Annotated in this window: 29 protein-coding genes; 18 read left to right on the top strand and 11 right to left on the bottom strand. The window is 36.0% G+C overall.

Features of this window, described 5'->3' with window-relative positions:
- The first annotated feature begins 37 nt into the window (after positions 1-37).
- From AC3II9_RS11650 to AC3II9_RS11675, 6 genes are all read left to right on the top strand, one after another.
- The gene (locus tag AC3II9_RS11650; protein WP_489155607.1) at positions 38-508 is read left to right on the top strand and encodes a hypothetical protein; all 471 of its coding nucleotides are present in this window, start codon (positions 38-40) and stop codon (positions 506-508) included.
- Between the two features lie 142 nt (positions 509-650).
- Entirely contained in the window at positions 651-1,772 is a 1,122-nt protein-coding gene (locus AC3II9_RS11655; RefSeq protein ID WP_489155608.1) for a serine hydrolase, read from the top strand.
- 163 nt (positions 1,773-1,935) lie between these two features.
- Positions 1,936-2,382: a GNAT family N-acetyltransferase gene (locus AC3II9_RS11660; RefSeq protein WP_489155610.1), complete on the top strand. Its 447-nt coding sequence runs from the start codon at positions 1,936-1,938 to the stop codon at positions 2,380-2,382.
- Between the two features lie 277 nt (positions 2,383-2,659).
- Positions 2,660-3,076, top strand: a complete 417-nt coding sequence (arr, locus tag AC3II9_RS11665) for an NAD(+)--rifampin ADP-ribosyltransferase (RefSeq protein WP_489155612.1) — start codon at positions 2,660-2,662, stop codon at positions 3,074-3,076.
- Between the two features lie 326 nt (positions 3,077-3,402).
- Positions 3,403-4,275 (top strand): DMT family transporter, encoded by an 873-nt coding sequence (locus AC3II9_RS11670; protein WP_489155613.1) that lies wholly within the window; start codon positions 3,403-3,405, stop codon positions 4,273-4,275.
- A 100-nt stretch (positions 4,276-4,375) separates the two neighbouring features.
- Complete coding sequence (locus AC3II9_RS11675; RefSeq protein WP_489155614.1) at positions 4,376-4,720, top strand: DUF3889 domain-containing protein; 345 nt, start codon at positions 4,376-4,378, stop codon at positions 4,718-4,720.
- A gap of 178 nt (positions 4,721-4,898) precedes the next feature.
- On the opposite strand, the gene AC3II9_RS11680 is transcribed toward AC3II9_RS11675, so the two are convergent.
- A complete protein-coding gene (locus AC3II9_RS11680; protein WP_489155616.1) occupies positions 4,899-5,228 on the bottom strand; it encodes a PepSY domain-containing protein in 330 nt (109 codons plus the stop codon).
- A gap of 101 nt (positions 5,229-5,329) precedes the next feature.
- The gene (locus AC3II9_RS11685; protein ID WP_489155742.1) at positions 5,330-5,941 is read right to left on the bottom strand and encodes a Crp/Fnr family transcriptional regulator; all 612 of its coding nucleotides are present in this window, start codon (positions 5,939-5,941) and stop codon (positions 5,330-5,332) included.
- A gap of 122 nt (positions 5,942-6,063) precedes the next feature.
- Here AC3II9_RS11685 and AC3II9_RS11690 point away from each other — a divergent pair, with 122 nt between their 5' ends.
- A complete protein-coding gene (locus AC3II9_RS11690) occupies positions 6,064-6,786 on the top strand; it encodes an HAD-IIB family hydrolase (protein ID WP_489155617.1) in 723 nt (240 codons plus the stop codon).
- Positions 6,787-6,881: 95 nt separating this feature from the next.
- On the opposite strand, the gene AC3II9_RS11695 is transcribed toward AC3II9_RS11690, so the two are convergent.
- Positions 6,882-7,337, bottom strand: coding sequence for an N-acetyltransferase (locus AC3II9_RS11695; protein WP_489155619.1), 456 nt, complete (start codon positions 7,335-7,337; stop codon positions 6,882-6,884).
- 242 nt (positions 7,338-7,579) lie between these two features.
- Here AC3II9_RS11695 and AC3II9_RS11700 point away from each other — a divergent pair, with 242 nt between their 5' ends.
- The 3 genes from AC3II9_RS11700 to AC3II9_RS11710 all read left to right on the top strand — a co-directional run bounded on the left by AC3II9_RS11700 (position 7,580) and on the right by AC3II9_RS11710 (position 9,609).
- Complete coding sequence (locus AC3II9_RS11700; protein ID WP_489155620.1) at positions 7,580-8,074, top strand: hypothetical protein; 495 nt, start codon at positions 7,580-7,582, stop codon at positions 8,072-8,074.
- 188 nt (positions 8,075-8,262) lie between these two features.
- Positions 8,263-8,952, top strand: coding sequence for a Crp/Fnr family transcriptional regulator (locus AC3II9_RS11705; RefSeq protein ID WP_489155622.1), 690 nt, complete (start codon positions 8,263-8,265; stop codon positions 8,950-8,952).
- A gap of 12 nt (positions 8,953-8,964) precedes the next feature.
- The gene (locus tag AC3II9_RS11710; RefSeq protein ID WP_489155624.1) at positions 8,965-9,609 is read left to right on the top strand and encodes an HAD family hydrolase; all 645 of its coding nucleotides are present in this window, start codon (positions 8,965-8,967) and stop codon (positions 9,607-9,609) included.
- A gap of 108 nt (positions 9,610-9,717) precedes the next feature.
- Here the strand turns inward: AC3II9_RS11710 and AC3II9_RS11715 are convergent, their stop codons facing one another.
- The 4 genes from AC3II9_RS11715 to AC3II9_RS11730 form a co-directional block, all read right to left on the bottom strand.
- Complete coding sequence (locus tag AC3II9_RS11715; protein ID WP_489155744.1) at positions 9,718-9,882, bottom strand: FeoB-associated Cys-rich membrane protein; 165 nt, start codon at positions 9,880-9,882, stop codon at positions 9,718-9,720.
- Positions 9,883-9,898: 16 nt separating this feature from the next.
- A complete protein-coding gene (feoB, locus tag AC3II9_RS11720) occupies positions 9,899-11,878 on the bottom strand; it encodes a ferrous iron transport protein B (RefSeq protein ID WP_489155626.1) in 1,980 nt (659 codons plus the stop codon).
- Positions 11,875-12,102 carry a FeoA family protein gene (locus AC3II9_RS11725; protein ID WP_489155628.1) on the bottom strand — a complete coding sequence of 76 codons (228 nt, stop codon included), beginning with the start codon at positions 12,100-12,102 and terminating at the stop codon, positions 11,875-11,877. The genes feoB and AC3II9_RS11725 overlap by 4 nt, the downstream gene beginning before the upstream one ends.
- A 467-nt stretch (positions 12,103-12,569) precedes the next feature.
- Positions 12,570-14,966, bottom strand: coding sequence for a TOTE conflict system archaeo-eukaryotic primase domain-containing protein (locus AC3II9_RS11730; protein ID WP_489155629.1), 2,397 nt, complete (start codon positions 14,964-14,966; stop codon positions 12,570-12,572).
- A gap of 273 nt (positions 14,967-15,239) precedes the next feature.
- On the opposite strand from AC3II9_RS11730, the gene AC3II9_RS11735 reads away from it, so the two are divergent.
- Together AC3II9_RS11735 and AC3II9_RS11740 are read left to right on the top strand one after the other, a co-directional pair.
- The gene (locus AC3II9_RS11735; RefSeq protein WP_489155630.1) at positions 15,240-15,788 is read left to right on the top strand and encodes a DUF6155 family protein; all 549 of its coding nucleotides are present in this window, start codon (positions 15,240-15,242) and stop codon (positions 15,786-15,788) included.
- Positions 15,789-15,922: 134 nt separating this feature from the next.
- Entirely contained in the window at positions 15,923-16,615 is a 693-nt protein-coding gene (locus AC3II9_RS11740; RefSeq protein WP_489155632.1) for an AIM24 family protein, read from the top strand.
- A gap of 225 nt (positions 16,616-16,840) precedes the next feature.
- On the opposite strand, the gene AC3II9_RS11745 is transcribed toward AC3II9_RS11740, so the two are convergent.
- Complete coding sequence (locus tag AC3II9_RS11745; protein WP_489155633.1) at positions 16,841-17,002, bottom strand: hypothetical protein; 162 nt, start codon at positions 17,000-17,002, stop codon at positions 16,841-16,843.
- A gap of 194 nt (positions 17,003-17,196) precedes the next feature.
- On the opposite strand from AC3II9_RS11745, the gene AC3II9_RS11750 reads away from it, so the two are divergent.
- Positions 17,197-18,072, top strand: coding sequence for a MerR family transcriptional regulator (locus AC3II9_RS11750; protein WP_489155635.1), 876 nt, complete (start codon positions 17,197-17,199; stop codon positions 18,070-18,072).
- A 43-nt stretch (positions 18,073-18,115) separates the two neighbouring features.
- Positions 18,116-19,288 carry a multidrug efflux MFS transporter NorA gene (gene norA / locus AC3II9_RS11755; protein ID WP_489155636.1) on the top strand — a complete coding sequence of 391 codons (1,173 nt, stop codon included), beginning with the start codon at positions 18,116-18,118 and terminating at the stop codon, positions 19,286-19,288.
- A 22-nt stretch (positions 19,289-19,310) separates the two neighbouring features.
- Here the strand turns inward: norA and AC3II9_RS11760 are convergent, their stop codons facing one another.
- Positions 19,311-20,141: a LysR family transcriptional regulator gene (locus AC3II9_RS11760; RefSeq protein ID WP_489155638.1), complete on the bottom strand. Its 831-nt coding sequence runs from the start codon at positions 20,139-20,141 to the stop codon at positions 19,311-19,313.
- Between the two features lie 116 nt (positions 20,142-20,257).
- On the opposite strand from AC3II9_RS11760, the gene AC3II9_RS11765 reads away from it, so the two are divergent.
- The 3 genes from AC3II9_RS11765 to AC3II9_RS11775 all read left to right on the top strand — a co-directional run bounded on the left by AC3II9_RS11765 (position 20,258) and on the right by AC3II9_RS11775 (position 22,771).
- Positions 20,258-21,190, top strand: a complete 933-nt coding sequence (locus AC3II9_RS11765) for a TDT family transporter (protein ID WP_489155639.1) — start codon at positions 20,258-20,260, stop codon at positions 21,188-21,190.
- 53 nt (positions 21,191-21,243) lie between these two features.
- Positions 21,244-21,954, top strand: coding sequence for a hypothetical protein (locus AC3II9_RS11770; protein WP_489155641.1), 711 nt, complete (start codon positions 21,244-21,246; stop codon positions 21,952-21,954).
- A 109-nt stretch (positions 21,955-22,063) separates the two neighbouring features.
- Complete coding sequence (locus tag AC3II9_RS11775) at positions 22,064-22,771, top strand: Dph6-related ATP pyrophosphatase (RefSeq protein ID WP_489155643.1); 708 nt, start codon at positions 22,064-22,066, stop codon at positions 22,769-22,771.
- A gap of 51 nt (positions 22,772-22,822) precedes the next feature.
- Here the strand turns inward: AC3II9_RS11775 and AC3II9_RS11780 are convergent, their stop codons facing one another.
- Together AC3II9_RS11780 and AC3II9_RS11785 are read right to left on the bottom strand one after the other, a co-directional pair.
- Entirely contained in the window at positions 22,823-23,428 is a 606-nt protein-coding gene (locus tag AC3II9_RS11780; RefSeq protein ID WP_489155645.1) for a hypothetical protein, read from the bottom strand.
- A gap of 16 nt (positions 23,429-23,444) precedes the next feature.
- Positions 23,445-24,254, bottom strand: a complete 810-nt coding sequence (locus tag AC3II9_RS11785; RefSeq protein WP_489155647.1) for a hypothetical protein — start codon at positions 24,252-24,254, stop codon at positions 23,445-23,447.
- Positions 24,255-25,436: 1,182 nt separating this feature from the next.
- On the opposite strand from AC3II9_RS11785, the gene AC3II9_RS11790 reads away from it, so the two are divergent.
- Positions 25,437-26,471 carry a DUF418 domain-containing protein gene (locus tag AC3II9_RS11790; protein ID WP_489155649.1) on the top strand — a complete coding sequence of 345 codons (1,035 nt, stop codon included), beginning with the start codon at positions 25,437-25,439 and terminating at the stop codon, positions 26,469-26,471.
- Positions 26,472-26,965: the final 494 nt, after the last annotated feature.

Genomic DNA, 26,965 nt, shown 5'->3' on the forward strand with positions numbered 1-26,965 from the left:
AGGCGCAAATCGTTGTGAATAAGACGGGAGAGTCAAATTGAGTAAAAAGAAATTTATCTTGCAGGGAGCTCTATTTGGAGCAGTTGTTTCTTTCTTAATTGCGTCTATATTTACGATGGTAGTAAGAATGGTAGCAGGTGGTTATCTTTTCGGCACTGTTTTGAATTCCGGAGAACGATGGTTGTATTTTGCTGTTATCATTCCATTTAGTATGGCATTTGCTTGGTTAGGCGGCTATTTCTTTGACAGAAAACAAGTACGTGCAAAAACACTGTGGAAAATCAGTTTTACGACCACACTTTTTATTATTGTTTATTGCGGAACAATCGGCGTTATATTTTGGGAAAACATCATTCAAGGGAAATTTGAAACAATTAATGTTTTAGATACATTAGGATGGGGGACGTTTTATGCTGTCGTTTTAACACCATTCTTCACGCCTATTACACTACTACTTATTAACGTCTTTACTGAACTTATTTTAAAATTGGAATCTTACACAGACTGAACGGAAAAGACCTGATTCTACGCAAATCGTAGAGTCAGGTTTTTATGTATTTGAAACTTTTCTTAATCGTAACCGTAAAATTGATGAGGAATAATTTTCCTGAATTAAGTATTACACACTCGAACTAAGGAGGGAGTTACATTTGAAGATAATAAGATGGCTGCTTATAACCATTATCGCTTTAGGAAGTATCGTGATTGGCGTTGGTATTTGGCTGTTTCAAAAGGACCGTCCAGCGTATCTGATTCAATTTATAAAGGATAACGCAGCAAATCAAAATGTCGCGCTTTCCATTCACTACAATGGGGATAGTTGGATAGAAGTCAATGAACAGGAGCCTCTTCCACTAGCAAGTACGGTCAAAACGATTGTTGCGATTGAATATGCAAAACAAGCTGCAGACGGGCGGATCAACCCTGAGCAAAAAGTCAGTTTAGAGGAGCTGGATCATTTTTATCTCCCGAAAACAGATGGAGGGGCACATGCTGCGTGGTTAGCGGACATTAATGCAAAAGATGATGTACCGTTGAGTGAGGTAGCGAATGGGATGATAGCCTACAGCTCCAATGCAAACACCGAATATTTAATGCAGGTGCTAGGGCTTGAGTCTATTAATGCTGTGCCGAAAAGCTTAAAACTTAGTCATCACGAGCCTTTGTATCCGATTGTCAGTGCATCATATATACCTGTTCAGTTGATGCACGAAAAAGGACTAACGAAAAAAGAAGTAGTGAATGAACTAAAAAATATGGATATGGATGAATACCGAAACCGTGCTATAGCGATTCACGAGAAATGGTTACATGAACCGCTGAACAAACAAGAAAGGGAGAAACTTTTAAAGGTGATGGACATGGATGTTCAAAAAATCTGGTCTGACCGATTACCAAGAGCTACGACTTCAGATTATGTGACGATTATGCAAAAGTTAAATGGCAAAGCGTACTTTAGTGAAACAATACACCAATATTTAGATCCGGTAATGGAACAGCTAATGCAAAACCCAGCCAATCGTGAGTGGCTAATGCATGCGGGACAAAAGGGTGGCTCCACCGCTTTTGTTTTGACGAATGCGATGTATGCAACAGATCAAGACGGTAACCGAACAGAATTCGCCTTTTTTTCAAATGACTTAACTTTAATAGAACAAGCGAGACTTTCAAGAAATCTAAATAGCTTTCAGTTGAAGTTTCTTACGGATGAAGCATTTCGAACACAAGTGAAAGAAGAACTGTCGCATCTACGTAAGGGAGAGGGAGAGTAATTAACTTTCGCTCTTTGTAGAAATAATAAGGTTGTTTAATTCTTGTGGAAATAAAAGGGGGCTTAGTGCAATAAGGATGTTTGATTAACTTAGAAATTGGTTGGCAGAGTTGCAACCGTATTAAAATTAAACAATACAGAATTGTATGAAAGGAGGTTATATGGTGATAAAACCAATTGAATTACGTGTTTTTGAATCAAAAGATATAGAGATAATCCAGGGATGGTTTAATGATTTTGAGATTCAACGTCGTCTCGAGGGAATGGTGCCGTTAAATGAATGGTATAACTATATTCATAATAATGAGCACTATTTTGTATGGCTGGCGCTTGAAAATGAACAACCAGTAGGAATGATTATGGTAGAAACAGAAAATGTTTTTATAGGTAGTGTTGCACTTGTTGTTAAACCGTCTCTCCGTAATAAAGGATATGGTAAATCAATCATAGAAAAAACAATGTTACTACCGGAAATGAGCGTTATTAAAAAATGGTTCGCAGGAATTGAAGCAGATAATTTCGCTTGTATCAAATGCTTTCAATCAATAGGATACAAACTTGAAAATACACAGCCTGATGAAGATGGTTATTACTCGTTGATTCATTTTTAGAGAATCACATTATCATAAAAGGGGATATGAATAGCATGAACTTCGGAGATATATTATGAGTAGAAATAATAAAGCTGTTTAATTTATAAGTAAATTCTTTAAAAAATAATAAAGTTGTATTTATCATTATTGCTAATATTACGAATGAGTGAAGCATGATGCCCTCTCTACTTACATTATAACAACATCCGATAATTAATTATAGACTATTTTTTCTCCCATTCCTTACCTTATACTGTTATACACAAGTCAAAAAAAGCATAAGGGGTGCGTTTATATGAATGACAAAAAAAATATTTTAGATCCCGGTCCGTTCTTTCATGGTACTAAAGCAGAACTGAAAATCGGAGACCTACTTGAACCTTTGCACTTATCCAATTATCAGGATAAAAAATCTAACTATATATATTTTACTGCAACATTAGACGCTGCTAAATGGGGTGCTGAATTAGCAAGATCTAAATCAAAAGAGAGAATTTATATTGTAGAGCCATTAGGTGATTTTGAAAATGATCCGAACCTAACTGACAAACGATTTCCTGGAAATCCGACACGTTCTTATAGGTCTAAATCTCCTTTGAAAATAATAGCTGAATTAAGCTCATGGGAAAGACATTCCGATGAAGAAATAAATCATATGCTTACATCTTTAAAAGAGTTAAGTGAACAAGGGAAAAATATAATATACGATTGATTCTCGCATTATTACACATTGGCCACATTATTTGTATTAATACCTATCATTTTAGCTGCTTTCGTATTCAATTGGATCTGAACCATGAAACTAAATAGTGAAACTGAAATAGAGCAAAACAAAGAAATGATCCGCCTTCTGAAGGAATTGACAGAAAAACATTAACTTTCTAAGCATAATAATAAGGTTTAAAGGAGCGTATTTGAATTTTCATAACCCATCGACTAAAAGACAAGTGTTGAATTAATATACTATAATGTGTATATTTGATTACAGTAGGAAATAACATCTTGTTGTTGTAGCTAGGTTTAGAGAGAAGGTTTTTCATGAAGAAGTATAAAGGTGAATTATTAATGCTCATTACCGCTGTCATGTGGGGGAGCGGCTTTGTTGGGATGGCAGTAGGCTTAGAGCATTGGAGTGTAATGCAATTGATGGCGCTCCGTTTTACATTAGCAACAATCCTATTAGCTCTTATTTTTAATAAAAAACTAAGGCTCATTTCGAAAAGTGTATTTTGGAAAGGCTCCATTTTAGGCGCGATTTTATTTGTTGCGTTTACCTTGCAAACATTAGGACTTGAATATACAACTCCGTCCAAAAACGCATTTCTAACAGCGATTAATGTCATTATTGTACCCATTATTGCGTACATCATTTATAAACGTCGATTTGACCGCTTTGAGATTATGGCAGCTATCATCGCCATTGTCGGTATCGGATTTTTATCATTACAAGATTCCTTTACGATGAATCTTGGGGATATGTTATCTATCCTGTGTGCCATTGCGTTTGCATTCGACATTTTTTATACGAATGTTTTCGTAAAAAAGGAAGATGCGTTAGCGTTAACAATTGTCCAATTTTTCGCTGCTTCGATTTTAAGCTGGATTGGTGTCCTTGCACTTGGTGAAGTCCCAACTTCTGCAAGTACAGAAGGCATTTTAACCATTCTTTATCTTGCTGTTTTTTGTACGCTCGTTGCTTATGCATGCCAAAATATTGGGATGCAATATGCAGACCCAACAAAATCTGCATTAATTCTGTCAACAGAATCTATATTTGGTACACTTTTCTCCGTACTATTATTAAGCGAAGTGTTAACAGGAAGAATGATTTTCGGCTGCTTCCTAATCTTCATAGCCATCATTATCGCGGAAGTGAAGCCATCCTTTAAAAAATCGATTATAAATGCTTAACAGTACAACTAGGCTCTCGTTTAACGCGAAGCCTAGTTTTTTTATCCCGCATGATTGCGAGTAAATGTCTCATCCTATGTAAAAGGAGTTGAGCTTAATCGTGCGAAAGTTATTATTTGCAATGGGCGCAGTCATTGCGACAGGTTTAGCGATTACGTATATTCCAACGATCATGAATGCCCAACAAGAAACCGTCCAAGAAGAAACACCAGCTTATGCAAAGTGGGGCAAGATGGCGATAGAACAGGTACAATCCAAATATCCAAATGCATCGATTGTAGATTATTTGCATGTAGGCAGAGAGACGCAGCAAAATACAACAACCGAAACATTTAAACTATGGCTAAACGAGGGGGACCGTGAATTTGGTGTCTTCGTATACATTAAATTTGTAACGGCATCCGAAAAAGTCGTCAATATTCAGTTTGAAGAAACCGCTAAATAGATTTTGAAGCCAATCCTAATGTTTAGCTCTGAAAAAATTTCAATAAAAAGTAGCTCAATTTTAAGGTAAATGAAAAGAATCCGTTTTGAAAAATTAATCAAAATGGATTTTTCTTTTATGCATTACTATACAATTTGTCAACCATCGCATCCGATTCGAACAAAGTCTTTCGAAAAAACTAATTAAATGGACCGTATAAATCAACAAAATCCCCGTTGTAAGCATCAATCACAACTGTTGATTCGCCTCCATTATATTTTATCGTGACTTCCCATTGTGTTTGATTAGTTAATTCATTCCAAAATCCACTTTTTTCAGTTAAGTATGTAGTCATATTCGCTGAGGACGTTCCCTTATAAACAATTGATTTTTGCCATTCTTTAGGTGGGTTATTTAAGACGTTTTCTGCATACTTGATTGCTTCTTCTGAGCTGATGATCGGTAACTGATACATGTATAAGAAAAGCATGCTCATTATGCAAATAAGCCCTACAAGTAACTTTTTCAATGGGTGCCTCCTTACCTTTTCAATATTTTAAAAATCCTTAATAATCTCACTTATAATTTAACATAAATATCCAATTGAATTTATGAAAATAGCGTATTTGTTCATTCATAACGTATATTTTCAGAAAGTGCCTCGATCTGTGACCAATCTAGTATACGAATGCCTTCATCTGTTCTTTCCACAATGTTCAAATTCCCCCAATCCTTTAATACACGGTTTAAATGGCGCTTCGTTGTCCCAATGAGGGAGGCAATATCGTTTAAATTCGTCGTAGACATATAGTGCTTTAACTGAGTATCTAAAGCAACTGTACATAAATAAGCCGCCAATCTTGTGGATACGGCTGCCAGTGCATTTACTCTCGATGAAATCGTACATGTTTGCAGCTTAAATGTGAGCTCTTTCAAAAGAAGTTGAGAAAATGCGCCGTCATATTGTAAATAGGTTTGATAAACCGTTAATGGAATAAATAAAAACAGGCAGGCTCGATCTGCTATACAATCAGATTGAACCGGGCATGACTGGAAAATTTCAATATCTCCTAAGATTGCAGGGGGATTACAGTACCTAAGGAGGAGCTCCTTTCCAGTGACTTCTTTTGTTGTCACATAGTATCGACCGTCCACTAGCAAATATAAGCCGTCGATTGCGTCGCCTGTTTGAATAATCGTTTCACCTTGTTTATATGTACGAAGTGTGAGTTTGTTCTCGATTTCTTTTGGAAAACTAACTTTCCATTTTTTTTATGCATCGTTTATATTCATATGATACCTCCGGGACACCTGTCCTACTTATTTTACCAAAAGTAAGCTAAGATTGAAGAGAGGTGAATCGTATGAACTTTGTATTTGATTTAGATGGAACAATTTGTTTTCAAGGGCTACCGTTAGAGGAACACATTTGCGCGGCGCTGGATCTTCTACTACGTAACGGTCATCAAGTCATCTTTGCATCCGCAAGGCCGATTCGTGATATGCTGCCAGTCTTGCCGGAAAAATACCATACATGTGATATGGTCGGAGGGAACGGGGCTTTTACATATCGTCAAGGCACAGTAAACGTCATGTATTTTTCAAACGAAACGACGAGGATATTAAAAAATGTAATCAAACAGTTTGGACTTACATACTTGGCAGATAGCGATTGGAATTATGCTTACACAGGTAGCACAAATCATCCAATTTACCGGAATATCGATCCGCAGAAAAGAGCCGTACATCAAGCTGTAGATGAATTAAATGGGATTTGTAAACTGGTGTTATTTTCACCACCAAATGAAGTAAAAGAAGTAGTCGAGAAGCTACCTGTCAATGTATTTGAACATCATGCTGAAGACATTCTTGATATTAGCCCCATGCATATTAATAAAACGAGGGGATTGCATAGGCTACAGATCCATGAGTTTATTGCCTTTGGGAACGATGCAAATGATGCTTGCCTTTTTGAACAGGCCGTTTACAGTGTTTGTGTGGGGAATCATTCTGTTTCCGAAAAGGCGACAGAGCAAATCGAGCCATCCAGTGTAGCGGCTGTTATTGAGCGATTGGCTAGAGAATGAGGGATTGATTCATCCTGAACTTCACGAAAAAGAGGTAGCATCATAAAGCATGATGTTGACCTCTTTTGTCGACGTTGAAGATAAATAGTAAACTACTAATTTAAATTAATGACCATTGCGGTTTCATCACAAGCGAAAAACTTTGGACATCCAAGACAATCTTTACGTACTTTTTGTGGAATCGTCTCTTTTTCAATAACCTGAAAGCCGAGTTTTGAAAAGAATTCAATTTGATACGTTAATGAGATCATTCTGCCGATGCCTAATTGCTCCGCATCTTCTACGATTTTTTGCGAAATCTTTTTTCCAATCCCTTTACCCATATGACCTTCTGAAACGGCAAGAGAGCGTATTTCACTTAATGATTCATCATAAATATACAAACTACCTACGCCAACTACCTCATCGTCCTCGACTGCTACGTAAAAGCTCAACAAATCTTCACAAATAGAAGCATGTGTACGAATTAATAATTCACCTGTTTTCGCATACTGCTCAATCAATTTACAAATCCCCGGCACATCAGCTACCTTTGCTTTTCTTATTAACATTTCAAAACCCCCTTAGATACTTTGTATTTTTAAACATTTTTATTTATAAATATAAAATATTATTTATATTTTTGTCAATTCAGAATTTTATTGATAGCATTAAATTTTAATAGATAAATTTTACAAATATGCAAAAGGAGGCTTATGATGCTAGGTTTACCGCGTGGAAAATTGTTTTTAGCATCTTTAACGAAAGAATGTGAAAATGAAAATAAATAATTTTTTTAAGAGAAGGTGAATCGGTGAGGAAAAAACTACTGTTGTTATTGCTAATTTCGGTTGGAATCGTAACGGTTATCATCTATATACATCGTCAATATAATCCAGCCATTGTTATGCATACAGAAATTTCGGGAGTAGATGATGAAACATACGAAAGTATTGGACGATTAGAAGATGTTAAATATCCAGAACAAGAAAACTTTAAGCAACTTATTTTTTCTTTAAATGTGACTTATTCGAATAAGATTGAAGATATACAAATTAATATGCCTTATTCTTTTATTGAATTATTGAGCTGTGAAATCTATTGGACTGGGAGTGGTTGGGAATTTCCAGATCCAAATAAAAGGCACGTACAACATTATTATAAAGCCATAATGTATACAGGGGAAGTAATGGAAGAGGATATTGAAGATTTATTAAGTAAAGGATATGTTACTGTATCTTGGAAGTTGAATGGAGAAGAAAAAAGCAAAGAATATAATATAGGGGAATCCATAATATTCTTAAAATAATGTAATTAAATTTATTGTAAGAACACTCAGAATGTACAAAATACGCAACATATGGTTTAAGAAGAATTGAGTAGTTTTATACAGTTCGTTAGGAGAGTCTTAATTTTAAAAACCCTTAATATTTCAGACATATGTCCTTTATTTTCTGTCCAGTATTCATTTACTATAGATCTAACGGGGAGGAAATGATGAAAATATTGCAAAACGAGACCTTATGCCAGGATTACATAAACCAATTTCAATTACAGCTTTTCAAAGACTCCCCATGGGTCTATATGGAATATGAGTCAGGCGAATGTATTTGTGAACAAGGTTCCATCCTTACACACTTGTTTTTCTTAGTAAAAGGGAAGGTGAAAATTTATACGACTTCACCAACAGGAAGACGATTAATTGTTGCGTTTAATAAACCATTTGAAGTGTTTGGGGAGATTGAACTTGTGGAAGAGGTTGAAGTGCTTAACACAATCGAAGCAGTTGGAACTGTTCACGTGATTGCCATTCCTATTCACGATGCTAAGAAATTGCGAAATGAAGCTGCTTTTACGGAGTTTTTATTACGTAGTTTAGCGCGGAAGTTTTATACGAAATCGAATGTATTGTCATTTCATTTACTTCATGAAACAGAAGTCCGCCTAGCTAGTTATCTTATTTCGATCACACATGATGAATACGGTATGTTTCAAACAAGGTTCATTCCGAAAAGTGCATTAAGAGACATTGCTGAATTTATCGGTACAACGGTCAGACATCAAAATCGGGTTATCGGATCATTTGTGCAGGAGGGGATTTTAACAAGAGTGCCAGGTGGTATTGAAATCATCAAACCACAGGCTTTAAAGGAAAAGGCAAAAGAACATCCATACGAGATGCAGTAAGGAGAGAGAGGAATGAAAGCATATATTTTTGATTTTGATGGTACATTAGCTGATTCTGCGGCATGTGCGCTACACGCAACACAAATGGCTTTTCAACAATTATCACTGCCTATACCATCTGAAGAACAAATTTCTTATTATATGGGGATTCCTATTGAGCGTTCATTTAAAGAAATGGGGGCACATCACTTATCATCACATGCATTTGAACAGTTATTACATACGTTCCGCCAAATGTATGCGACAATCGAAGATACGTATTTACGCCTTTTTCCATATGTGAAAGAGGGACTTGAAAGACTTCAAGCACAAGGACTTCTGTTATTTGTTGTATCAAGCAAAAAAACAAATGTACTCAATCGAAATTTACAGACACTAGGGATTCGGTCATATTTTAAAGACATTATCGGCTCTGATCAAGTGACACAGTTCAAGCCGCATCCAGAAGGCATTCAACAACTACTAAATCGTTACGAATTAAAAGCAAATAGGTGTTTGATGATTGGGGATGCTATTTTTGACATTCAAATGGGGAAAGCTGCTGGTTGTAAAACTTGCGCGGTGACATGGGGGAGCCATACAAAAGCACGTCTATTAGAAGAGCAACCAATGTTTTGTGTGGATGCATTTGAGCAAATACTTTCACTAGAGGACTAAATAATTCCTATGTAGTAGCAAGTACATACCAAGCTAAAACTAATAGAAAAAACATATAATGAGCCGCCTCAAATGACCTTTGAAACGGCTCCTATTTTTTTATTCTCTCTAAGGGCGACTAGTTTTAGAAGGAGTCTCACAAGTGTTGGTTGGGCAATTTTTCTGTAATGAACATGCCGCGCATTTTCCTGCCTTCTGTTTCTTAACGCTTTTAAATAATGTGATAGCTGCCCATCCAAAAATAACAGCGCCTATTAATATATTGATGAGTATACTCATCTTATACACCTCATATAAATAGATTTCCGATAGAATAAATGACAAGTGCAAAAACATATGCCACTACAAATGGATAGAGTGTTGCAAATACAGTCCATTTAGTAGATTGCGTTTCTCTTTTTATCGCTCCCACTGTTGCTAAGCAAGGCATATAGAGCAACACAAAAGCCATAAACGTATAAGCACTCAGTGGAGTAAAATGAGTGCTCATCGTAGAAGATAATACCCCTTCGCTAACCCCATAAATAATGGCCATCGTAGACACAATGACTTCCTTTGCGAGGAATCCAGAAATGAGTGATGCTCCCGCTTGCCATGTACCAAAACCAAGCGGTGCAAATAGTGTACCAAATGCGCCACCAATAATCGCTAGGAAGCTTTTATTCATTTCAACATCAACACCATTTGGTCCTAGATATGATAGTAGCCAGATGATAACAGAACCTGCAAAAATAATTGTACCTGCTTTTCGAAGGAACCCTTTTCCTTTTTCCCATGTTGAACGCCAAAGCGTCTTTAGCTGTGGAACATGGTAAGCTGGTAATTCGACAAAAAACACAGACGTTTCTTTTCTCAAAATAGTCATCGATAAAATCTTTGTGACAATGAGCGCCATGATAATACCTAAAATATATAAAGAAAAGACGACTAAAGATTGATGTTGAGCAAAAAATGCGGCACCAAATAAAGCATACACAGGTAATCGTGCAGAACAACTCATAAACGGAGCAACAAGAATGGTTAAAAGACGTTCCTTTGGTTGCTCGATTGTTCTCGCCGCCATTACACCTGGAACATTACAGCCAAAACTAATAATCATTGGGATAAATGCCTTCCCGTTTAAGCCGAAGAATTCCATGATACGGTCCATCACAACAGCAATTCTCGCCATATACCCCGAATCTTCTAATAATGAAATAAAGAAAAATAGTACAAAGATTTGAGGAATAAAAACTAGAACACCGCCAACCCCTGTAATGATACCATCACATATTAAATCAATGATAAAGCTAGATGCACCAATAGCTGCTAAAGCTTGACTAACCGTATCTGTCAATGGACCACCAACAAAGCTATCCAATAAATCAGATAGGGGAGTACCAATCCATGCAAATGTTACTTGAAACATGAAATACATTAATGCTAAGAAAATCGGAACACCTAAAATGGGGTGTGTCAAAACTTTATCTACATGCTCTATCCATTGCTTTTCTGTCTTTTCTTGCACAATGACTTCTTCTCGAATGTGAGTAATATAACGATCACGTTCATTTGTAATGGTATTATTTAAAGGTTCACCCATTTCGTTCTCTAAAGCAGAGCGAATCGAGACAATTTTCTCAAAGTATTCTTCTTTTCTGAAGTAATCATCTAAAGCATCATTACCCGCTAAAAATTGAATAGCACACCATCTTTTTTGGTCGTCATCAATATTTTGTAACATACTTTCTATAGTTGAGATGCCCGTTTCTATCACATCTCCATAGGTTAATGTAAAATGGTCATCGTTTGTTAAAGTTTTTTGAATCCTAGCATAAATGCCTTCGATCCCTTCGCCCGTTCGCGCTATAACCGGAACGACAGGCACTCCTAATATGCTTTGCAATTTTGCTATATTAATTGTAATACCTTTTTTCTTAGCCACATCCATCATATTCAGGCAAATAATCACAGGCTTTCGAAGCTCCAGTAGATCCACCGTTAAATGCATGTTCCGTTCGAAATTGGACGCATCAACAATATTTAAAAATCCATCTACTTGTTCTTCTAGAAGGAAAGTTGTGACAACACTTTCATCTTTTGATATAGGGTTTAGTGTATAAACACCAGGTAAATCAATAATTTGTGCATTCAGTTTCTTTACCTGCCCAACTTTCTTTTCAACCGTTACCCCACTCCAATTGCCCACATATTCATATGAATTCGTGAGCTTATTAAATAAGGATGTTTTTCCAATATTAGGGTTACCTATTAAAGCCCAGCTACTCATAATTCTTCTACCTTTATATTCAATAAGTCTTTTTTACGAAGTCCGATTTTTTGACCTTGGCATTCTAAAACACATGCGCCAGAAAACCATCCTTTTTGTATCATACAAACGTGGCAGCCTTCTTTTACACCAAAAGCATTTAAACGTTTATATAACAGAGAATCGACCTGTTTAAGATCTTTCACTTTCACCTTTTCACCTAATGGAACAGCATGAAGGTTCATAAAATTTTCCCACTTCCTTACGGATGATAATCATTATCAAAACAAATATTATATTAGCACTCTTTATAGGATGTAGCAATAAGAAGTATAGTTTTAGCCCGTGCTTATTTTAAAATACTTAACTGACATAAAGAGGGTGACTTTGCTATAGTTAAATGGAATAATAGAAACACGGATTGTGTTTTATGTTTACAGTAGAAGTGATTTATCTCGTGGTTGTTGATGTGCGAAGTATAAGGTATAACGATTATGAATGACAGGGAAGCGTGATACTTTTCTATTAGAGTGGAGGCTAGGCGAGTGCATCTATCAGCTACACACCTTTTCTAATGGGAAGCAGCGTTCTCAATGAGAATACGGACTAAGCTTATAAAGGAACAAAGGCTAGAATCGTCACATAGAAAATGATGTATATCTAAAAGTCAACACTCTTTAGTTGACCTTTAGATATTGTCAAGAGAACTTCTTTAAAACAACTTCATTTGTTCAGTTGTAGTTTGAGGGGATTTTTCTTGTTGTACACAATAGCCCATTGATTGATAGCCTTGCGTTCTTTTTTCGAACATTGCTTTTAACATAGGTTCTCTATGGTCTACATAATCAAAAACTTTTACTTTTGATTTATCATTATGCAGGCGGTGTAACCTTCCAACATATTGTTGCAGTGTGCCTTTCCATGATATAGGCATGGCTAAAAATAAAGCATCTAATCTAGCATGATCAAAGCCTTCACCTATGTATTTTCCCGTTGCAATAATCAATCTTTCTTCATTATCAGCAAATTCTTCTAATTTTTTAAGATTTTCTTTTTCTTCTTTTTTCTTCAATTTGCCGGTTAAAACGATGATGTTTTTCGCAAACCCTTTAAATTTTGCCTCTAAATCAAAAGCGTGCTCCACTCTTTCTGTTAAAATGAGTGGCATTGAACCGTTATTTAATTCTTTTAAAACATCATCAAAAATCAATTGGTTGCGATTAGAATCCTTTATTATTTCTTTATATAAGGCTTGTATATCTTTTTTATTTGCCTGTTCATTAAGAGTTTTAAAGTTTGTATATCTAGGCACTAATATATGCTCAAAAGGGCGAACTTTTGCTTGCTCTTTTGCATTCACCTTGTAACGAATGGGACCTAACTGCATTGTCATAATCGGCTGTAATCCATCTTTTCGTATAGGAGTAGCCGTTAATCCAAGAATATACGTTGCATTGGCCTGTTTTAGTACCTGTTCAAAACTAAACGCTGATATGTGATGACATTCATCTACAATAATTTGACCATATTGTGTAACCTGTTCTTTAATTTCTCCTTTATAATTTAAGCTTTGTATTGTTGCAATATCGATGATGCCAAATTGTTTACTTTTTCCACCTCCAATTTGTCCTATTTGTTTTTCTTCTACATCTAGAAACATAGATAAACTTTTTCTCCATTGATTTATTAGCTGATTTCGATGAACAATTATTAATGTATTGACCTTTCTTTCTGCAATCATAGCTGCGGCTACTATCGTTTTTCCAAATCCCGTTGTCGCTGATAATATTCCATTAGGATTTTCTAATAATTTTTTCACTACTTGTTCTTGTTCTGCTCTTAACTGCCCTTTAAAATCTAGTGCTATTCCCGTTCCGGAATTTGTCTGATTATCAAAAAAATACGCTAGAGAGTAATCTTTTAATAAATTGATTAAATTGTCTTTACATCCGCGCGGTAGTATTAGAAACTCTTTTTCATCTTCCAGACAGTTAATATTTCTCGGAATATTATGTGTGAATAATCGTTTCGCTTGAGCTTGGTAAAATTGAGGGTTTTTAAAAGTAGCTAATAAAATTAGTTTTTGAATAAAGAAAGAGGGAAGACCTTCTTTCTTTATATACAAGCCGTTCTTTTCAATAATTGTTAGTTTGTCTGGGAGTAGAGTGGAATCCTCTCTCTGAGTGGGTAATTGCTCGTTTTCTTTTACAGACATAGAAAAATCTTTATTTCCATAATCTGTTTTTACAATCTCATTTACCTCTTCTATTGTCATTTTTCTTATTTGTTTTAAGTAAAGCCATTGATCTGGGTAGGGAGAAAAATTTTCATCCACAAAAACACTGTTCCCATTTTTTCTTGGTCCTCGCTGTAAAGGAAGAGCTATTAAATTGCCAAAACCACCTTGGGGCATTGTATCTTGATTAGGAAATAAACGGTCATAAGAATCCATCCCTACTTCAAAGCGTTTTGCAAGTGTATGTGTTAACAACATCGTTCCTAGTTTACGAGCTAATGAAGCAGTTAAAGCTTGTTGAAAGAATATCCATACATGACACCCATTTCCTGATCGAGACCGTTCAATACTTGCTGGGACACTTAGCTCTTTACATGTAGCTATAAATGCTTGCACATCGTCTTGCCAATTCTTTTTATCGAAATCTAAAGCTAAAAACCAAGTAGTTTCATTTTGTAAAAGAGGATAAAGCCCAATTGTATGTTTACCTGAAAGATGATCGTAAATTATTTGGTCTGTCAAAGAAATTAGCTTTCTATGCTGACAATTCCCACATTTTATTAATGGTTTCTTGCAAATGGCTGGTTGCCATTCGTGTGCACATGCAGGTGAGTAACCTGATTTTCCGTTCTTCGATTCCCATCTTATTGCAAATACATCTGTTCGACCCTTAAAAAGGTTTTTAAAAATATCCATTCTTTCTTGAATTTTTTGCTTGTTACTATTAGTGATTTCATTTCTATTTTGGATAGAAGCTGCTATGTCGGAAGTAATGTTATGATATTTTAGTAATTGTTTTAGTTTCCTGTTTTCTAGCTTCAGTTGCTCGCATTCTTGTAATACACGCTGAAGTTGTTGTTCAAGATTTTGCATGATTTCCCCTCAAATCGCCGCATTTTTCGATTAGTAAGTTATACTAATACTATAATAGATAAATTTGAAAGGGAATAAACATGGGAAAATCAAAAAGTTAAATGAAAAGAGAAGAAGAGATAGAGAAATTGAAGGATGAAAATGACGAATTTTTTCTATTCCAAGCGAAAAGAGATTTAAATTTACTTACAGCAGAGGAAAAAGAACGATATGAGTTATGGTTAGAGGATTTTTAACGAACGTATTTTAATATGTTAGAAGGGAATTAGCATAATGACCGTTTTAAAGTTAAACGAATTAAAGAAAGAGCTGAAAGAGTTAGATCAAAAGCAGTTGATTCAGCTAGTTTCAGAGCTTTATAAAGTTAACAAAGATGTGCAGCACTATCTGTCCAATAAATTTGGTGGAGAGGAAGCGATTTTGGAGTTATATGAAAAGACGAAGGAAAAAGTAACAGATGAGTTTTTTCCTAAGCGCGGCTTTGGTAAATTACGTTTAGGTGAAGCGAAAAAAGCGATTTCTAATTTTAAAAAGTTATCATCAGATGACGTTAAAACAATCGATTTAATGCTTTATTATGTAGAAATAGGAACAGAATTCACCAATACATATGGGGATATTGATGCACGGTTTTACGATAGCATGAATTCGATGTACGATAAAGTAATCACGGAATGCAATAAAAATGAGGAGTATTACCAACTATTCAAGGATCGACTTTATGCAGTTGTTGAAGACTCTCAAGACATTGGTTGGGGGTATCATGATGTTTTATGCGACAGCTATTATGCTTTAAATTGGCTAGAGGAAGAGGAAGAATAGCGTATAGAACACACTGTTTTTAACAGAAATTTCAAGAAAAAACGAATCCTTTTATACTTGTATCCGTATAGTTAGATAGAAGATTATCTTTATGTTTATTACGTTTGCACATCAAAAAAGAAGAGGTGTATGGCATGAATAAATACTCGATTACGGAATTTATTAAAAATACGGAGCAAGTGGATAGGGGAGAAGGATTCTTTGAGCTAGAAACGCCACGTTTATTAGAAGTCAATTTAGATGGCCTTGTTTGGGCAAAGGCTGGTTCAATGGTTGCTTACGAGGGATCGATTAAATTTGTACGGGAAGGCATACTCGAAAATGGGCTCGGTGCGATGTTTAAAAAAGCATTGACAGGCGAAGGGGCCTCTTTAATGAAGGCGAATGGAAAAGGGAAGCTATACCTTGCAGATAGCGGTAAGAAAATCATCATTCTGCATTTGCAAAATGAAGCCATTTATGTGAATGGCAATGATTTGCTTGCTTTTGAACCTTCGATTAAGCATCACATAAAGCTAATGCGAAAAGTAGCGGGGATGATGGCAGGTGGCTTATTTAATATTCGCTGTGAAGGAACAGGATTAGTCGCCATTACAGCGCATTATGAACCACTCACATTACGTGTTACACCTGGGAAACCCGTGATTACAGATCCGAATGCAACCGTAGCATGGTCAGGAAATTTACAGCCCGAGTTTCAAACGGATATATCATTAAAAACGTTCGTTGGCCGAGGAAGTGGCGAGTCAATTCAAATGAGATTTGAAGGAGACGGTTTCGTCATCGTACAGCCGTATGAAGAGACGTACATGCAGGTACAAAGCTAATACTTAGGGAGGGGTCAAGGTGATTGGCCCCTTCATTTTCGTTTTCAAACACTCTATAAATGTATTTCTATTTCATGTTACAATAGATTCGCAGCATCCAGCTGACTCCTTTTTTGGGAAAGGAGGTGTACTGCTGTGTCTTATCCATCACGCACTCAAAGGGCTAAGGCTGACACGAAAAAGAAGCGTGAACAAAGATTAGCCATCTTTCGTCACGCCGCGGACTTATTCCGTTTTATTGATACCATGTATCGTCTTTTTCGGATGATGTTGTAAAAAACTTGTTTTCACCGCTTTGTCTAGCCAACAAGGCGGTGTTTTTAGTAAAAAGAAAAAGCGACTGGGAGCCACCCAATCGCCACGTACTGCTGTAGATCCATCACGCATGAATCTTACTACCTTCATTGTATGCAAATAGCCTATACATGTCAATGAATTACTTTTAACTTATGTAACATAAAGCCAATTTATGAATCAGATTTCTTTACAAAGAAAGGTGAATAAATAAGACAGGAGAGGGAACAAAAATAAAAAAGAGTCCATACTGAAAGTGCACAATATTAAAATGAAGGAAATGAACGATGAAAGAGCATTATTATTCTATTGGAGAGATGGCCAAGCTAACCAATTTATCCATCCAAACGCTACGCTATTACGATCAAATTGATTTATTTAAACCAGCTTATACGGACCCTGCCACAAACTATCGCTATTACCATGAATCACAGTTTTATTATTTAGATTTAATCAAATCGTTAAAGTATGTAGGGACACCGCTAGATACAATCAAACAAGTACAAAATTACCCATTAGAGGAACTTGTGGCATTCTTAAGTAAACAAGAACAAGTGATTGAATCGAGCATTCAACGACTACAAGAAGTACAATATACATTGCTAAAAACGAAAAAACAATTAGAAGAGCAACTTGCTATCCCCGCATTGAATGAGGTTTACGAGAAAATAGAAGAAGATACGCGCGTGCTTTATATCAAAGTGAACGATGCGACACCTGAATATATTCCTCATACATATTTCAGTGAATTAATCAAAACGATTGAAAATGAGGGGAGTGTCATTACAAGTCGCTACGGTAGCACATATCCATTTAAGTCTTATCAATCGTTGAAAGAGATTGATTACCAGAATATATTTACGCCGATTTTAACAAGTCGTTATCTGCATGATTTATCCGAAGAAATGGATGTAATGAAAATAAAAGCCGGGCGCTATGTATGTATTGCTTTTATTTTTTCATTGGAAAAATATATCGAGCATTATCAAACATTATATGCCTATATTGAGATGCATCAGTTACCAGTTGAATCCGATGTCTATGAGTTTTATATGCCGACACATTTTGCACCGAACAAAGAAGAACAGTATGTAGTGGAATTAAAAGTGAAGATGAAAGATGAATCAGTTGACTCTATAGTAACTAGAGGGTTTATGGTGTAAAGAGCGATTCTCACTGCTATTTTTTATGATTGGAGCGTTCTTTATGAGCACATTAAAAAACAATATGACACTGACCATCCTATTAGGCAACTTGTTTATTGCCTTTTTAGGAATTGGGCTAGTCATTCCGATATTACCTACAATTATGAATGAAATGAATGTAAACGGAACGGTTGTTGGGTATTTAACGGCCGCATTTGCATTAACACAACTCATTTTCTCACCATTTACAGGAAAAGCGGTCGATAAGTATGGTCGTAAAATTATGATTGTCATTGGCTTATTTATTTTCGCCTTTTCTGAATTGCTATTTGGTATGGGGGAAACAATTGAGGTACTATTTATTTCGCGTATTTTAGGGGGCTTGAGTGGAGCATTTATTATGCCTGCTGTCACGGCATTCATAGCCGATATTACTACGCTGGAAACACGCTCAAAAGCATTAGGCTATATGTCTGCTGCGATTAGCACAGGTTTTATTATCGGACCTGGAATCGGCGGATTTTTAGCTGAAATCGGGACACGTGTACCATTCTACTCAGCAGCTGCTCTTGGTGCTGTTGCTGCGATTTTATCGGTGTTCTTTTTATCAGAGCCTACTCGTCAGGAACATGAAGCGACGCAAGGTGTAGAAGGAAAAAGCAGCTTACGAAAAATCATTGTACCCATGTTTTTCATCGCGTTTATCCTCATTTTTGTTTCATCATTTGGACTTGCTGCTTTTGAATCTTTCTTTAGTCTATTTGTGGACCATAAATTCGGCTTTACTCCGTCTGATATTGCCATTGCGATTACAGGGGGAGCAATCGTGGGTGCCATTGCACAAGTGGTATTGTTTGACAGGTTGATGAAACGACTTGGAGAAATTGTGTTAATTCGTTATTGTTTAGTCTTTTCAGCTGTTTTAGTATTGTTAATGACTGTTGTCAGTTCGTATTTTGCTATTTTACTTGTAACGTTTACTGTATTTGTTGGCTTTGATTTAATTCGTCCCGCGATTACAACATACTTATCTAAAATTGCAGGAAATGATCAAGGCTTCGTAGGGGGCATGAATTCGATGTTTACCGCTCTTGCCAATGTCATTGGTCCAATTGTTGGTGGGATGTTATTCGACGTAGATATTCATTACCCGTATTATTTTGCAACGGTGATGTTAGTCGCTGGATTCGTACTCGCGATGTTTTGGAAAGCACCGAAAAACATTAATATTTAAGCTAAAAAAGCAAGAGGGGAATTTACCCTTCTTGCTTTTTTTGATGGAAATAGTGTGCAATAAATTGTTCAATCAATTGGAGAGGATGCCCGCTGTCGATTGAACGGCTGCACCAATACATATTTCGATTATACTTTTCTGGCAGTGTCGTATATGGAATCAAAGCAGGCAATGTTTTTTTAGACACAATCGATTTACCAATATTCTCCTGAAGTAAACGAATAATGAGCTCGGAGTGATTGGCGTATAAATAATTGGCTTCAATATTATTTTCTGCGATATATAGCTCATTAAAATAGCGAATACCAGAGTGCTTCTCGCGCATCAGCCAGTAGTTCGAGTCAAGCTGCCCCGCCAGCACAAGCTCATCCTGAAAGATGATTTTTTTATCAATACCTGTCGTTTCAATTGGTTTTTCAATAAAAGCAAAATCCGCCTCACGCTTCATCAATTGGTCGATTGCCTGTTCAGAGTTCACAACATCAATCGTAAATTCAAAGCCTGGAAATTGCGTTGTTAGCTGTGGCATAAACGACGGAAGATAATAAAGACCAAATGTATTAGAGCACACCATCGTACATTTTTGCTCGTATAACTGTCCATGTTGCAAAAAGGCCTCCGTTTTTTCCCATTGCTCAATGATCATGACTGCTTGTTCGTACAAATAGGTAGCAGCAGGTGTGGGTTGGATATGCTTAGGCCCTTGGCGGATAAATAAAGGTACTTGCAACTGTTTTTCGAGCTGTTTTATTTTCATCGAAATCGTTGGCTGTGAAATAAATAAAATTTCCGATGCTTTCGTAAAGTTTTGGAGTTCATATACTTTTGTAAAAACCTTTAGCGTCTCAATCATGGAAATACCCCCTGTAATTATTAGCTTTCTTAATAATTATTATATCAAATATGTATTTTTCAAATAATATATCTTCCTGTAACCTAAAAGTATCAACAAGCTAAGGAGAGAGAAAGATGACATCATGGTTAAAAACAATACCCATTCCAATGAGTGGCTTGATGCTTGGGTTAGTATCATTAGCAAAGTTACACTTTTCATTAAATATGGAGCTGTTAGGGGCTTTGTATTTCACAATAGGGTTTGCACTCTTTTTATTATTGCTATGTAAAATCATTTTTACGTTTTCACATGTTGTGAGCGATTTAAAAAATCCGATTATCGCTTCCGTAGCACCAACCTTTTCAATGGGTACGATGGTCATTTGTAGTATTATCGCAACAAAAACTTCACTTCAAACACTCGCGGTGATTGGATGGGGGATAGCAGCTTGTCTACAATTTACACTCGTCATGTATTTTACGTATGCATTTGTTTGGAAGCATAAAATCAATATACAGTCTGTCTATCCAAGCTGGTTTATTGTGTATGTAGGCATTGGCATTATACCGATTACAGCCGGGCATTTTCATGCTCTGTTAATAGATATCGTGTTTTGGGTTGCCTTTTTATGTTATGTCCTATTGCTACCGATTGTGTGGAAGCGGATGAAACATTTAGAAGAGCCAACGATGCCAATGTTAACGATTGTGGCTGCACCTGGATCGCTATGCTTAACAGCTTATTTACAGCACTTTACGCATCCAAACTTGTATTTTGTAATAGCTATTTTCGCGTTATCTCAACTGGTATATGTAGTGGTCCTTTGGCAATTACCAAAACTGTTAAAGCTACCATTTTACCCAAGCTACGCGGCATTTACGTTTCCGTTAGTCATTTCTGCGACAGCGATGAATGCAGCCGCACATTTCTTCCACTCCATGCCGTTATTTCATGTGTTAACACATGTGGAGCTGTTCATTGCTACATGTATGGTTCTGTATGTGTTAGTACGGTATTTATTATTTATCCAAGCAAATGTCCGAAAAAATGTCGCGCATGGATTGTGAATTATTGGAACATTTACTGCGTTCATCCGTATACCAAATAGGGAGGAATGTATATGCTGTATTTGTTTTTATTATTCATTATAAGTCAAATTGGGATTGGACTGAGGTTTTGGCTCAAAGGCATATTTGAGCCGTCTCAATTTTTCCTAAGTTGCATGTTTTTGCTTGCTGGTGTAGGAATCTATTTCATCCAGGAAGTGCAAAGTAAAAAGGATGTGCAATTTAAATCGGTTAGCGATGAAAACCTTTGGCAAACGCGATTGACAGAGCGTATGAAAACGACGAAAAAGAAGCTAACAAAGGGGCAGGACATTCTATTTTATTATAATCGCTACTATCGAACAGCATGGCAACGGCTTTATGTAGAGTTACTAAATGCACCTGATAAATATATTCATGTAACATTCTCGAATGAAAACAAGCAAGTTGACTGGCAAGAGTTTAGTAAGTTTTCGTCGAGTAAAGCCAATTGGAAAATCAATGAAAATGGGCAGGAAATCGCGCAAGCTCGCTATAAATCAAATTTAAAAGATAAAGTCAATTTTGAAGAACGACTACAGCTAACAGTAGCAGCTACTACATATGAAGTTTTGTCCTATAAAATGAGCAATCAAATCCTCATTTACCGAGAAGGTCAAAAAATAGGGGAAGGCGATTTATCGAAATTGGTGAACGGACATTTACACTTTCGACTGCATGATCAACAGGAGGAGTTGTTAGCGATGGCCGTGATTGTGTTTCATTATTTACATAAAAGTGGCTAAAATAAAGCCGTTTTCCCCTAAAAAGTCAAATAGGTATCCGTAAAATTCAAATAGTATGATAAGGTCATATTCATGAGTAGGGAAATTTGAATAGAGGGGAAAGATCGAAATGTCACAATTAATAGAGTGGAAAAATAATGCGCGCGGGCATAAATTTATCGCTTCTTTTAGTGGCGGAAAAGACAGTGTATTAGCTTTATATAAAGCGATGAAGGTGGGCGAAGCGATTGGACTCGTTGTCATGCTAGAAGAAGAAGGGGAACGCTCCAGATCTCACGGGATGCCTCCAGAACTCATACATGCTCAAGCTACATCTATCGGTTTGCCCGTATACACGGCCGCTTCCAGCTGGACAGATTATGAACAAGTATTTATGGCCCTTTTAGAAAAAGCGAAAAAGCAAGGGGCAGAAGTATTAGTAACAGGCGATTTAGACATGCCTGCTCATGGCTGTTGGCATGACAAGGTAACAAAGAATGCAGGATTGAAGCTTGGCATGCCTTTATGGGAAATGGACCATCGTGAAGCGGTCGAAGAATTCATCAATCTAGGATTTGTCACGATCATTGTCACGGTGAATTTATCATTAGGCATGCGAGAAGACGACTTAGGGCGAACGTTAACTCACGAATACGTGAAAGAACTTGAAGCGCGTGGCATTGACCCGTGCGGAGAAGGCGGGGAGTTCCATACGACTGTAATCGATGGCCCCATTTTTAAACAGCCGATTCCCGTTCGGAAATGTGACATAATCAGAGACGGGGAATATGCATTTTTGCCATTGGAACTAGATGAGATAGGGATCAACTTTAAATAGGGACAGATTCCGATAAAAATAAAGCATGAAAAATATACTCATGCTTTATTTTTAAAAACTTATATTCCATGTTTCATTATCGTACATAATATGTACATCGGCATGTTCAATAGTTAATTCATTTTGCAAATACTCGATAAAAGATTGAAACATTTCTTCACTTATCTCTTCTTTTGTGTTATTTAAATGAATATTAAGTGTAGGAGTACCTCCAACATCAGAAGAAGGGGTAAATGCCATACCTTTAGGTTCACCGAATGTTTCATGTATATAGCTATACACTTTCGGTTTTACTTGTTCTATGAATTGTGATGCTACTTGAATTGAGATATCATCTTCCATTTGTTCCGTAAATGTATTTTCATACACCTTAAATGTTGTTTGTGTTTCTGTATTTACAATCACTGCCGCATAATCAAAATTACCGTATTGCTCCCCCTGATCATAAAGGATATGAGCGACTTCGTATTTCATATTTGGATACTTCTCTTGTAAGTATCGCTCTGCTTGCAATAATACCTTTTCCTCTTCTTTTTCATCTGGTATCAACGAGGCCCTAAAATCCATAAATACGAAGACAGTGCCTACTATCAATAATATCACTATTCCTGCAACTGAAAAAATGAATATACTCCAGCCTTTAAACCATTTATTCATCTGCTTCTTCTCCTTTTTACAGACTAATATCAATGAAAGATGTTTCAGCAGTTGGGAGTTTGTACACTTTTGAATCGTTTAACATGGAAGCAAAGTCGTTCCATTTTGTACGTAGTTCGTCTTGAAATTGATGTAGCATATCGTCGGAGCTATTATCTAAATTCTTTTGGTTTTCTTTAAATTTCGTTAAAGCATTTTCAAATGATTGTACAAAATTAGCTTGGCTAGATAAATCGAGCTCACTGTAAAAACTGCGAAATGTTTGCTCTTGTTCTTCTAATGATTTAATCCCATTAGCCATTATTGATTTTTCACCTAATGATGGGAATTTTGTTAATAGCTTATTATAGTTTGCTTGCGCTGCTTCATATATTTTAACATCAAAGTTATAGCCTTCTTCTTGATAATTTTTAATCGCTTGCTCCATCTGATCTTTATACTTATCAGGAATCAATTTTTCGGCAATCAATTGCAATTGTACGCCTGCTTGAGCGCGGTCCATTATAAAATAATCACCTGTTCCACCATTTGGTTTCTTTATACTTTGTTGAATTAACCGATTAATGTTTCTTTTTTCATCCGAACTAAGTTCCTCAATATCCTTAATAAAATCGAAGTGAGCCATTTCACCTGTAACAGTTACCTTGATTTCTGAAGGATTCACTGAAGTATTTCCTTCGAACTTAACAGCAGGGTTGTTTTGTATAATTTCTCTTGCTTGTTCTTCAATTTGTTTTAACTTCTCATTCTTACTGGACGAATTATTTTTTAATGAAACAGCATTTTGCATGTTTAAGCTTTTAGTATTTAAAATTGCTATATTCATAATTTATCTCCTCCATTTTACTCCTATAAAAGAGTATCGACTTTGGAAATGTTATTTTAAGGTGCGAAAGTTTTATTTAATTGGATTTTTTTACAAATTTTACTGAATGAATTTTTGGAACTTGTTATTACTGTGAATGTATAGAAGTACAGATTTGTTGAAATGTAATAGGAGGGAGTGAATCCGCCTGCTACTATTAGTAGAAATTTTGCGTACAATTTCGGTCGTAATATTAATTTTTAGTTCCTCTTTTTATTTTAGACATCTGGAAAAAACGAAAAAACAAAGAAAACTTTCAACCTTGGAATTCACAATGCACTTATTAATCCAAATTGCATATGTATTATTTGCAATCAGTTTATTGCTTTTAACATTTGGGTAAGTGTTTGTTGTAAGTAGAATATAGAAAGTCATAAGAAAAGAGAAAATAAGAGGGGGAAGTTTATCGTTTTGAACAATCGGAAAGTTGGAAGCATTTTCGGTTTTACCTCTATATTACTTGTGATAATAAGTATTATCGTTTTCTATGCTCTAAGAGGACCTAATGCTGATGTTTATTTGATTAGCACCATTTTTGGTATGTTATCAATTTTCGGTATTTTATTTGCTGTAGTCTCTTGGTGAATGTCTAAACGACTCGTTCTTTTAATTGTCGGTTTGTTAGGAAATATAGTAGTTTTAGTTGTCGCTTTTCTATTACTGTTAGCTATGGGAATTAGCGAACCGTAACCTCTTATACAATTTTGTCGTGTGGAAATGTCATTAATCTCATTTGATAAAAAACTGAATAATAACACTTTTTCTAGGTGTTCATTTTAAGATTTCATTCGATAGAACTAACATAAACGGCCTTACTTAAAAAATATATTCTCCTATAAGAGGATAGTGTAGATTTCCTATTTAAAGGCAGTGGTTTAGCGCTTAGCATATTCTGATGATGTACAGGAACGTATCGAACGACACTACATCAATTTGCTGCCAATGAAAATACAAGTTTTGAAATATCCTGCTCATTCACACTTTAATAATTTCTTCATAGTTTTCCTCACTCTTTCTTAAGATTTTATTTTTATAATGAAACCTTGTTATACGCAGCTTTTAATTGCGAAAGAATAGTATTGTGGGTAGGCAGACTACTCAATAGAATAGCGTATGAAAATCATAAGGAAGAGGTAATTTATAATGGAGCCCGTAATAAAAGAGAACCGCATTAACGTTATTGATTTGATTAGAGGGTTTGCTCTGATGGGGCTTCCTTTCGTGAATGTGCTTGCTTTTTGGAGCTCAAATATTAACTTATCAGGAACGCAGCAGGATATTTGGGTTCAACGTTTCCTATATCTATTTGTAGAAGGACGTTTTTACGCTATATTTTCTTTTTTGTTTGGATTAGGGATTTGGATTTTTTTATCGAGGGCTAAAGAAAAGAACGATCGTCCGTATGCCCTTTTTATTCGGCGTATGTTGATCTTAGGTTTAGTAGGAGCAATACATAACCTAATAAACCCTGGTGAAGCTTTATTGCTTTATGCAATTTTAGGCGTGCCTGTTGTTTTCTTTGATAAGGTTCCGAAACAGGTTAACTTAATTTTAGGTATTGCGGGCGTTATTATAGGGAGTTTTTTTGGAGCCAAACTACTTTTGCCCTTGCCTTTAATGCTACTAGGTCTAGCGTTCGGACAGTACCATGTATTTCAATCTTATATAAAAAGGCGAAAAACATGGATGATAGTTGCTGTTCTTTCATTTGTTGTAACGAGTATTTTAGTCGCTTTTCTACGGCAAAAAGCACCTGCCTATGGGTTAGTACACTATATGGAAGGTGTTGAATTAACCGAAGCACAAGTATTATCAAATCATGCTTTTTATGACTTTGCAAACTTGTCCTTGACTTTCGCTCCCATTTTCTCTGTTTTTTATGTGAGCTGTCTTGTTTTGCTTGAACCTTTAGTAAAGAAATTGTTATCCCCACTAAATGCATTTGGGAGAATGGCATTTACAAACTATATTGGGCAATCCGTTATATTAGTTATTATTGCAATGTTTATACCAAGTGAGACAACTGTTTCATACTCTGTTGCAACAATTACATGCTCACTGGTAGTGGTAGTACAGATCATCTCATCTTCACTTTGGCTTAGATTTTTCAAGTATGGTCCGATAGAATGGCTTTGGCGATGTGGTACGTATTGGAAATGGCTTCCGATACGAAAATGAACAGATGTTATAAAGCGAAATGAGTTAAGAAAAAGAAAGTTGCCTATTCAACAAAAGAGAGCTATTTGTTAATAACATAGGTGGAAAACGAGCAAACTTTTTTCTGAAAATCTTATATTTTTTTTAAAAGAGCAACCCCATTTTGATGAATCCTTTTTCAAAATGGGGTTTTTGAAATTACTGGTTAGATAAGGGTTAAAGGATGTTTTTTAATCAATCTTTATCCCAAAACTACAATGAAGGCGTCAATCATTGAAATCCAGGCAGTATTGGACGAATTGGTGAATCCTTTTGGAGCGCATTCAGATGGATGGGGAATGATGGTCGAGTGAGCTAGTACAGGCCATTATATTAAAAACACACTGCTTTTAAAGTGCTTTATTACAGAACAATCTGCTCTTTTATATGACTCTCAATGAACTACTCCTTTAAAATGGCCTGCTTACATTGAATAGAGAGGGGGGATAATTACATCGTTTATTCACCGTAAGCTC

Source organism: Lysinibacillus sp. RU7, from assembly GCF_057837305.1.